Annotated in this window: 7 protein-coding genes and 1 pseudogene; 2 read left to right on the top strand and 6 right to left on the bottom strand. The window is 37.8% G+C overall.

Going from position 1 to position 7,730, the window contains the following annotated elements:
• The coding region (locus RLO81_RS01030) for a WD40/YVTN/BNR-like repeat-containing protein (protein WP_502880415.1) at positions 1 to 1,155 on the bottom strand (1,155 nt) is incomplete at its 3' end.
• 173 nt (positions 1,156 to 1,328) lie between these two features.
• Between RLO81_RS01030 and RLO81_RS01025 the strand changes: the two genes are divergently transcribed.
• Positions 1,329 to 3,446: a tetratricopeptide repeat-containing sensor histidine kinase gene (locus RLO81_RS01025; RefSeq protein WP_350105944.1), complete on the top strand. Its 2,118-nt coding sequence runs from the start codon at positions 1,329 to 1,331 to the stop codon at positions 3,444 to 3,446.
• A 75-nt stretch (positions 3,447 to 3,521) separates the two neighbouring features.
• Here RLO81_RS01025 and RLO81_RS01020 read toward each other — a convergent pair whose 3' ends face one another.
• The 4 genes from RLO81_RS01020 to RLO81_RS01005 form a co-directional block, all read right to left on the bottom strand.
• On the bottom strand, positions 3,522 to 4,661 hold the full coding sequence (locus tag RLO81_RS01020; protein WP_350105941.1) for a cystathionine gamma-synthase: 1,140 nt from the start codon (positions 4,659 to 4,661) through the stop codon (positions 3,522 to 3,524).
• A 97-nt stretch (positions 4,662 to 4,758) separates the two neighbouring features.
• Positions 4,759 to 5,109: a hypothetical protein gene (locus tag RLO81_RS01015; protein ID WP_350105938.1), complete on the bottom strand. Its 351-nt coding sequence runs from the start codon at positions 5,107 to 5,109 to the stop codon at positions 4,759 to 4,761.
• On the bottom strand, positions 5,096 to 5,734 hold the full coding sequence (locus RLO81_RS01010; protein ID WP_350105935.1) for an AAA family ATPase: 639 nt from the start codon (positions 5,732 to 5,734) through the stop codon (positions 5,096 to 5,098). The genes RLO81_RS01015 and RLO81_RS01010 overlap by 14 nt, the downstream gene beginning before the upstream one ends.
• 46 nt (positions 5,735 to 5,780) lie before the next feature.
• A complete protein-coding gene (locus RLO81_RS01005) occupies positions 5,781 to 6,935 on the bottom strand; it encodes a hypothetical protein (protein WP_350105933.1) in 1,155 nt (384 codons plus the stop codon).
• 54 nt (positions 6,936 to 6,989) lie between these two features.
• Here RLO81_RS01005 and RLO81_RS01000 point away from each other — a divergent pair, with 54 nt between their 5' ends.
• Complete coding sequence (locus RLO81_RS01000) at positions 6,990 to 7,343, top strand: arsenate reductase family protein (protein ID WP_350105930.1); 354 nt, start codon at positions 6,990 to 6,992, stop codon at positions 7,341 to 7,343.
• Here RLO81_RS01000 and RLO81_RS00995 read toward each other — a convergent pair.
• A pseudogene (locus RLO81_RS00995) lies at positions 7,340 to 7,730 on the bottom strand (hypothetical protein); the annotation flags it as partial. The gene RLO81_RS01000 and the pseudogene RLO81_RS00995 sit on opposite strands and share 4 nt — an antisense overlap.

The following is a 7,730-nucleotide window of genomic DNA, read 5'->3' as shown; positions in this document are numbered from 1 at the left end:
ACCGCCATCATAACTTACCTGTGCGCCACCATCATCGGCAATAATCATACGCTGATTGTCTTCAGGCGCTATCCACAAATCATGATGGTCTCCGTGTGGTGCGTAAAATGATTCGAATGTTTTACCTCCATCTTTTGATCGGTGATAGGCTACATTCATCACATACACCATATCTTCATCCTGAGTGTCTGCATAAATTCGCGAATAATACCAGGCCCTCTGTCTCAGGCTTCTATCTTCATTGGTTTTTGTCCATGTTTTACCGGCATCATCAGACCGATAAACACCCCCTTCTGCATTTTCGATAATGGCCCATAACCTATCTGAATTAACCGGAGAAACAGTGATTCCTGATATACCCCATGCCCCTTTGGGCAAGCCTTGATTTTCAGTAAGGTTTTTCCACGTATCGCCACCATCTGTACTTTTCCAGATTGCTGAGCCGGGCCCACCACTTTCTAAACTGTAAGGCGTTCTTCTAATGTTCCAGGTAGATGCATAAAGTATTCTAGGGTTGTTCGGATCCATAATCAAATCAACGGCTCCGGCATTATTGTTGGCAAAAAGTACTCTCTCCCAATTTTTGCCGCCATCTTTGCTTCTATATACTCCTCTTTCATTGGTTGGTTTATACAAATCGCCCAATACAGCGGCATAAACTAATTCAGGGTTTTTAGGGTGAATCGCAATTCTAGGTATATGTCTTGAATTTGGAAGCCCTATAAACTTCCAGGTTTTTCCGGCATCTACGGATTTATACATTCCTGATCCTGAAGAAACATTCCCACGAACGGTTACCTCACCACCACCTACATAAATCACATTATTGTCCCATTCACTCACGGCAACAGCTCCTATGGAGCCACCGAAAAATCCATCACTTACGTTTTTCCATGAGTTACCGCCATCAGTGGTTTGCCAAACACCGCCACCTGTAACACCCATGTAAAACAAAGTGGGTTTTCCTTTAACGCCAGTAACGGCTGCAGACCTACCGCCTCTGTAAGGGCCTATGTGCCGCCACATCATTCCATCAGTTAGTGAATTGGGATAGGTAAGAGTCTCACTATTAGTGTTTTTACTTTTTCTCTGGCTAAAGCCTTGTATTGATAAAGCAAAAATGAGAGCGAGTAAAAGGGGTATATTTTTAATCATGTTTAGAATAGTTATATGTGCAACTAAAGTTATCAAAATAATTTCGGAAGAAATTTATAATTCGAATCAAGACTAAATTTTGGAATGGATAACTATAATCTTTTCTTAAGGAAATGATCGATAAGATTACTATTTTTACCTCTGAAAGGGCAATTCAAACCATGTCGTATTTCTTGAAAAAATACATAATCTGTTTTCTTTATTTCATTCCTGTTTTAGGTCTTGCGCAAAATGTAGAGCGTATAGATAGCTTGCGCTTAAAACTGGATGGATTAGATCTGAATGATTCCAGTCGGATTGAGGTATATAATCAATTAGGGTGGGAATATAGAAAGTCTGAGCCAGACAGCACAATTATTTATGCTGAACGGGCAATTGCTCTTACCCAGAGGCTAAAATCTAATAGAGGGATTGCCAAACCACTCAATTACATTGGCATAGGATACCACTATAAAGGTGATAATGTAAAATCGTTTGAATATTATAATAAGGCGTTAGAAGAAGCAGAAATGCATAATGATTCTTCACAATATGCGCACGCACTTAATAGTTTAGGCAGATTACACCTCAATCAAGGTGATTTTATTAAATCTTATGATACGTACTTCAAAGCATTACGAATTTTTGAAGTAATAAAAGATTATGAAGGTGTAAGTTACTGCTACAAAAGTTTAGCAGAACTATATCAAACCCAGGATAATTACGAGAAAGCACTGGAGATGAGTGAGAAGTCATTTCAATTAAGAATTGAAAGTGGCAATATACGAGGGCAGATATCTATATTAATTGAGATTGCAGGCATATATGAGAAGCTTGGAAATTTTGACAAAGCATTTGACCACTACCTGCAGGCTAAATTAAAGGCTGAATCTATTGATGATAAAATCAACATTGCCAATATCGACTTAGGTATTTCTGAGTTGTATTACTCCGAGGAGAAGTATGATGAAGCGTTGATTTTTGGGTTAAAGGCTTTCCGTAGTGTAAGTAACACCCAGAATATGGATTTAAGAGGACAGATCGAGCTTCAATTAGGAAAAGTATACTTCGAACAAAGGGTGTATGATACTTCTAAAAGCTATTTAGAGAAGGTTATCGAAGACTCTGGAAAAACACAGGACTTGTCACTTCAGCGGGATGCGTATTACTATCTTTCAGAAATAGCAGCAAATCAAAATGATGTGACTGCCAGCTACAATGCCTTCTTAAAATATACAGAATTAAACCATGCACTGGATAATGCAGAGGTTGCTCGAACGATTGAACGCTTGGAGTCGAGGTTTGAGATTGAGAAAAAGAATCAAGAGAACGAAATATTAAAGGCACAACAAGCAAGAGATGAGGCTATTATCGAGCGTCAGCAAATCCAGAATATTGCTCTTACGGCAGTAATTTTTGTAGTGTCTTCACTACTAGTATTTATTTGGGTGATGAGCAGAAAACGAAGGGCCGATAATTTAAAGCTCAGAGAGAAAAATGAGGAAATTGCTGCCCAGAGGGAAGAAATTAGTAGGCAGAATGATCACATTAACACACAAAATGAGAAGTTGCAAAAGCGTAACAGTGATTTAGCACAACTTAATCAGGAGAAAGATACTCTAATGAATATCGTGGCACATGATTTAAAGTCGCCATTTAATAGGATAAAAGGTATTACAGAATTATTAAAGCTTTCTGGCTTAAATGAAGAGCAGAAGAATTATAATGAGCTTTTAAAGGATATATCGCAGAGTGGAATTGATTTAATCCGAGACTTATTAGATGTAAATTCCTTTGAAGACGATTCAAGGAAAAAGGACATATCAAAAGTAGATGCCTGTGATCTGCTTTTAACTAAAGCGAAATATTTCTATTCGGATGCAAAAACCAAAAAAATTGAAATAGTCACTGATATCAAAGATGCACATGCCTACATGCATACGGATGAAACGTATCTATCAAGAATTCTTGATAACCTGATATCGAATGCTATAAAATTCTCCAATCAGAATTCTAAAGTGGTATTGGGAGCTGCAAGGAAAGACAATAGTGTGCTCATTTTTATTCAGGATTCAGGGCCTGGTTTTAACGAGGAGGATAAAAAACATCTTTACAAGAAATTTAAGAAGCTAAGCGCTCAGCCAACTGCGGGCGAAAGTTCCAATGGTTTAGGCCTTGCCATTGTAAAAACATTGGTTGATAGACTAAATGGTGTAATTAAGCTTGAATCCGAAATTGGTGGAGGAAGCAAGTTTACGCTCTCATTTCCTGTAGGTGCAGAAACTAAGTCTGGCTCAAAAGTAGAAGCTTAAGTGTAGTTGAACAAAGTAATAGGCACAAGTGGACACTTGCGCCAGAGTAGGACAGATTAGGAAAATGTTAAACTTTTAACCCAACGCTTTCTTCAAATCATCGAGCAAATCATCCACATCTTCTATTCCTACACTTAGCCTTATCAATGAATCTACTAACCCTATTTTTTGCCTTTCTTCAAACGGTACACTGGCGTGTGTCATTGTTGCCGGGTGATTGACCATAGATTCTACACCTCCCAACGATTCTGCCAGTGAAAAATATTGGAAATTTTCCAGAATTCTGAATGCTTCTGCCTTATCATTGCCTTTAAGAGTAAACGAAATCATTCCTCCAAAATCTTTCATCTGAGCTTTAGCAATAGCATGGTTTGGATGATCTTCAAAACCCGGCCAATACACCTTGTCCACTTTTGGGTGAGACCTTAAATACTCGGCAATTACTCTTCCATTTTCACAATGCCTTTGCATTCTTAGGTGTAGTGTTTTGATGCCTCGTAATACAAGGAAACAGTCTTGGGGACCAGGCACAGCACCACTACTTTTTTGAATGAAAGCAAGGTCTTCAGCCAGTTTACTATCATTAACCACCAGAGCGCCCATAATTACATCCGAATGGCCACCCAAATACTTTGTAACAGAATGCATGATAATATCCGCACCTAGGTCAAGTGGTTGTTGAAGGTAAGGCGTAGCAAATGTATTATCTACTGCAAGCAGCAGTTTATGCTTTATAGCAATTTTGGCGGCACCGCTTATATCAATGATGTTCATCATTGGATTGGTAGGTGTTTCAAGCCATACTAATTTTGTTTTGTCGGTTATATATCTCTCTATATTAGCAATGTTCTCCATTGCAATAAAATGGAATTTGATACCGAATTTGGCATATATTTTAGTGAATAGGCGGTAAGTTCCCCCGTACAGATCATTCGTTACAATTACTTCATCGCCCTGGTTTAGGAGCTTAATTACTGCATCAATGGCCGCCAATCCAGACGAATAGCACAATCCGTGTTTCCCACCTTCCAAAGCAGCTATACTTTGTTGTAATGCCGTTCTGGTAGGGTTTTGAGTTCTGGAATATTCATATCCTTTGTGTTTACCCGGTGAAGCCTGAACGTATGTTGATGTTTGAAAGACAGGCGTCATGATGGCCCCTGTTGATGGATCCGGTTCTACACCGGCATGAATAGCTTTAGTGCCAAATTTCATGATAGTATTGTTTAGTTTAAACAGTTAAACACAAGTCGGTTTAGGACGGGTGTTAATTTAGTAGAATATTGCGAAGCTTCAATGAATGAGGTAAGAATCACGACCAATAGGCCTTTATATTTTCCTTCCAGTTATCCTGATCTTTTAGATACAAGATGGTGTTGATAAGCATTTTATCTTTGGATGAATCCTTACCTGATTCTTCCGCCACGGTCAACAATAAATCCAAATACTCTTTATCTCCTTTAGCTTTGAGCGCTTTTAAAAATGATTTTACAGAGTTTTCATTCAGTGGAAGCGGTGTAGATTCAGATTCTTCTTTAACTGGAGGAGGCGATTGAAAAACAGGTGACTCATCCTTTGCCACTTTTTTGGGTTCCACAAAGCTCTTGGCTTCCTGTTTTAGGAAAGCATCTAAATCTTTTAATGGGTTTTTACGCTTCGCCATTGCCTAGTTTTTTAACAATTTCTTTGGCTATTGATAGGTACTCTTTTTCAGCCATGATTGTACTGAAATTTACGAACAAATTCTTTTGAGGCACAGTCACTTCCAAAATTTCTGCATTCAGGTCGCTGAGCGCATCCATGATCGTTTTTGAACCCGTGAGGCTATGTATCCTGTTTGGTAAAACCAAAATCTTCAAATCGCTTTTCAGCTCTTTGGCTGGTGACAAATCTTCCACAGTTTGGTAGGTAACCAATAAATCATTTTGAGTAAGACTTGTAGGAACTATCACTGCATCACTTTGTAAGCAGAGTTTTTTTATTCCCTCATCAGTAGTTTTACCGGCACTATCTACAAGAATATAATCATAGGTTTTACCAGCTTGCATTTTTTCAAGATCGGCTGCAATTTGACCGTCTTCAGAGCCTAATATTTCAAAAAGTGATTCCTCTTTAGCACCTGATTTATATACCTCCATTTTGCGGAGGGTATTCAATGTATAATTAGTATCAGTTTCTATTAAAGCAACCTTATGGCCAAGATTGTGAAGCATAGTGGCCAGGTTAATGGCATTGGTGGTTTTTCCTGTACCACCTTTTCTGCTAATAAAAGAGATAACTTTTGTCATTCAACTAAAATTAAATATTTCAGGCAATTTAAACCAAAACTAAACACTATTCAATCTTACTGATGGATGAGGCTGCAATGAGTGCCAATAGAATATCGTCATACATATTTTTAAGAACAGTTTTATTGAGTTCTTCTGATAGCAACAACTCAAATTTTTCACCTACTGATGGAATAAGAATCCATGCACAGTGTGAATGCATTGCATAGATCATGTTACCTTTTATCAAATTACTCAAATCTCTTTCCGTGATAGTGGAGAGTCCTTGTCTATTCGTTAAATCATTCATCACAGAATCATTTATAAATGAAGTTGAGAGTAAGTTTGAAATAGAAGCTGAATTTTTGACAGCTACTAGTGTTTGTTCCGAGTTTGTATAAAGAACATATTCAGTTTCTCCGTCATTATTTAAGTCGTATTCGCGCAATCCCTTTTGTTGGGTCATATCTGGATGCCAGAAAAAGCCACCAGCTCTGCCTTCTGTTAATTTAGCCAGGTTATATGCTCTTTGTTCTTCCATGGTCATGCTTTCATCTCTGGCTATTTTCAAGTTAGGGAAGGAAAACTTCTCTCGAACAGTGGCTTTTTTTGGAAGTAAAAATGCTGTATACTCTTTTTTCAAATCTATTTTAACATAAAGTCCATTGAATCCCTGAGTGCTCTCATCAGGCTTTGGCATTCGAGCCTTACCATCTCTTGTTGAAACGTATGCAGTTGTTTTAACATTGGCGATAGTTATTTTACTTCCATACCAATTGCCTGTAATTACATCATCTACATTAACTGTTGTATTCCTTTTAATATCTAAAAGCCTACTTTTTTTGAGTTCGCTTTTGGTAAGTGATCCATCTGGGTCATAAGCTAGATTTGCATCGATAAATGAAACTATCTTCTTCATAATTTCATTTTTGAACTGCACACTGGCAGATGCAAATCCTCTTTTATTGAGAATTCTGCCGATGATGAATTCAACTAAAAAGTAGCCCATGACCACTACTGAGAACAAACCTCCAAAACCGGCAATTAGCTCACCAGAAATTTGATACAGTTTGTACGCCACAGCCAGGCCAATGAGTACTAAGAAAGGCATTATTATTTTCAGCCATTTAATTCTAAGTGCAGACAACTCCTTGCGGGCCTGTTCAATTTTTTGTACTACTGGCGCGAGTTGCTCATTGTAAAAGCTATCAAAATCTTTCATTATATGGTATTTACGAGCATAATATAGGTATAATTAAAGCTGAATTAAAATCTTATGAAAAAAGTATACTATCTCTCCACTTGCGATACCTGCAAACGAATAATCAAAGAACTTGGAATAGGAGATGAGTTTGAATATCAGGATATAAAGACTGATAAGATCACAGAAGAACAGCTTAACCAAATGAAGAATCTTTCAGGTAGCTATGAATCGCTGTTTAGTCGTGTGGCTAGAAAGTATAAAGAGCAAGGCTTAAAGGATAAAATTCTGATGGAAGATGATTACAAATTCCTGATATTAAATGAATACACCTTCTTAAAGCGGCCTGTATTTATTATAGATAACAAAATATTTATTGGCAATTCAAAAAAGAATGTGGAGGCTGTTAGGCAAGCTTTGAATTCCTAATCTGCAGAACTCTTCTCATTCATCTTTCTTACTGCCCGTTCAATTCCGGCAGGTGATAACGGAAACATAGGTACAAGCTCCTTCATCACTTGAATGGTGTAAGTGTATGGCCAGTATTTCAGCGGCTCAGGGTTGAGCCAAACACATTTTTTGAATTTTTGAACGATCGACTGAATAGCCTGTATACTTCTCGAATCGAGTTCATAAGGTGCCATGGCAGCATCACCAATGAAAAATACCCGATATCTCTTGCTGTGAGCCAATAGCTTTTCAATGGTGATTGATTTCGTTCTGCGTTCATCTACATACACTCGATTGTAGATCGTATTATGAAAATAATATACCTCCAAATCATGCGCAAAGCGGGTTTTCATTTTTCTAAAAAGG

Origin of the sequence: Fulvivirga sp. (assembly GCF_040220315.1) — a bacterium.
In the GTDB taxonomy this organism is placed as follows: Bacteria; Bacteroidota; Bacteroidia; order Cytophagales; family Cyclobacteriaceae; genus Fulvivirga.
Note: the sequence above shows the minus strand (reverse complement) of the source record. Positions and strands in the feature narration are given on the sequence as shown.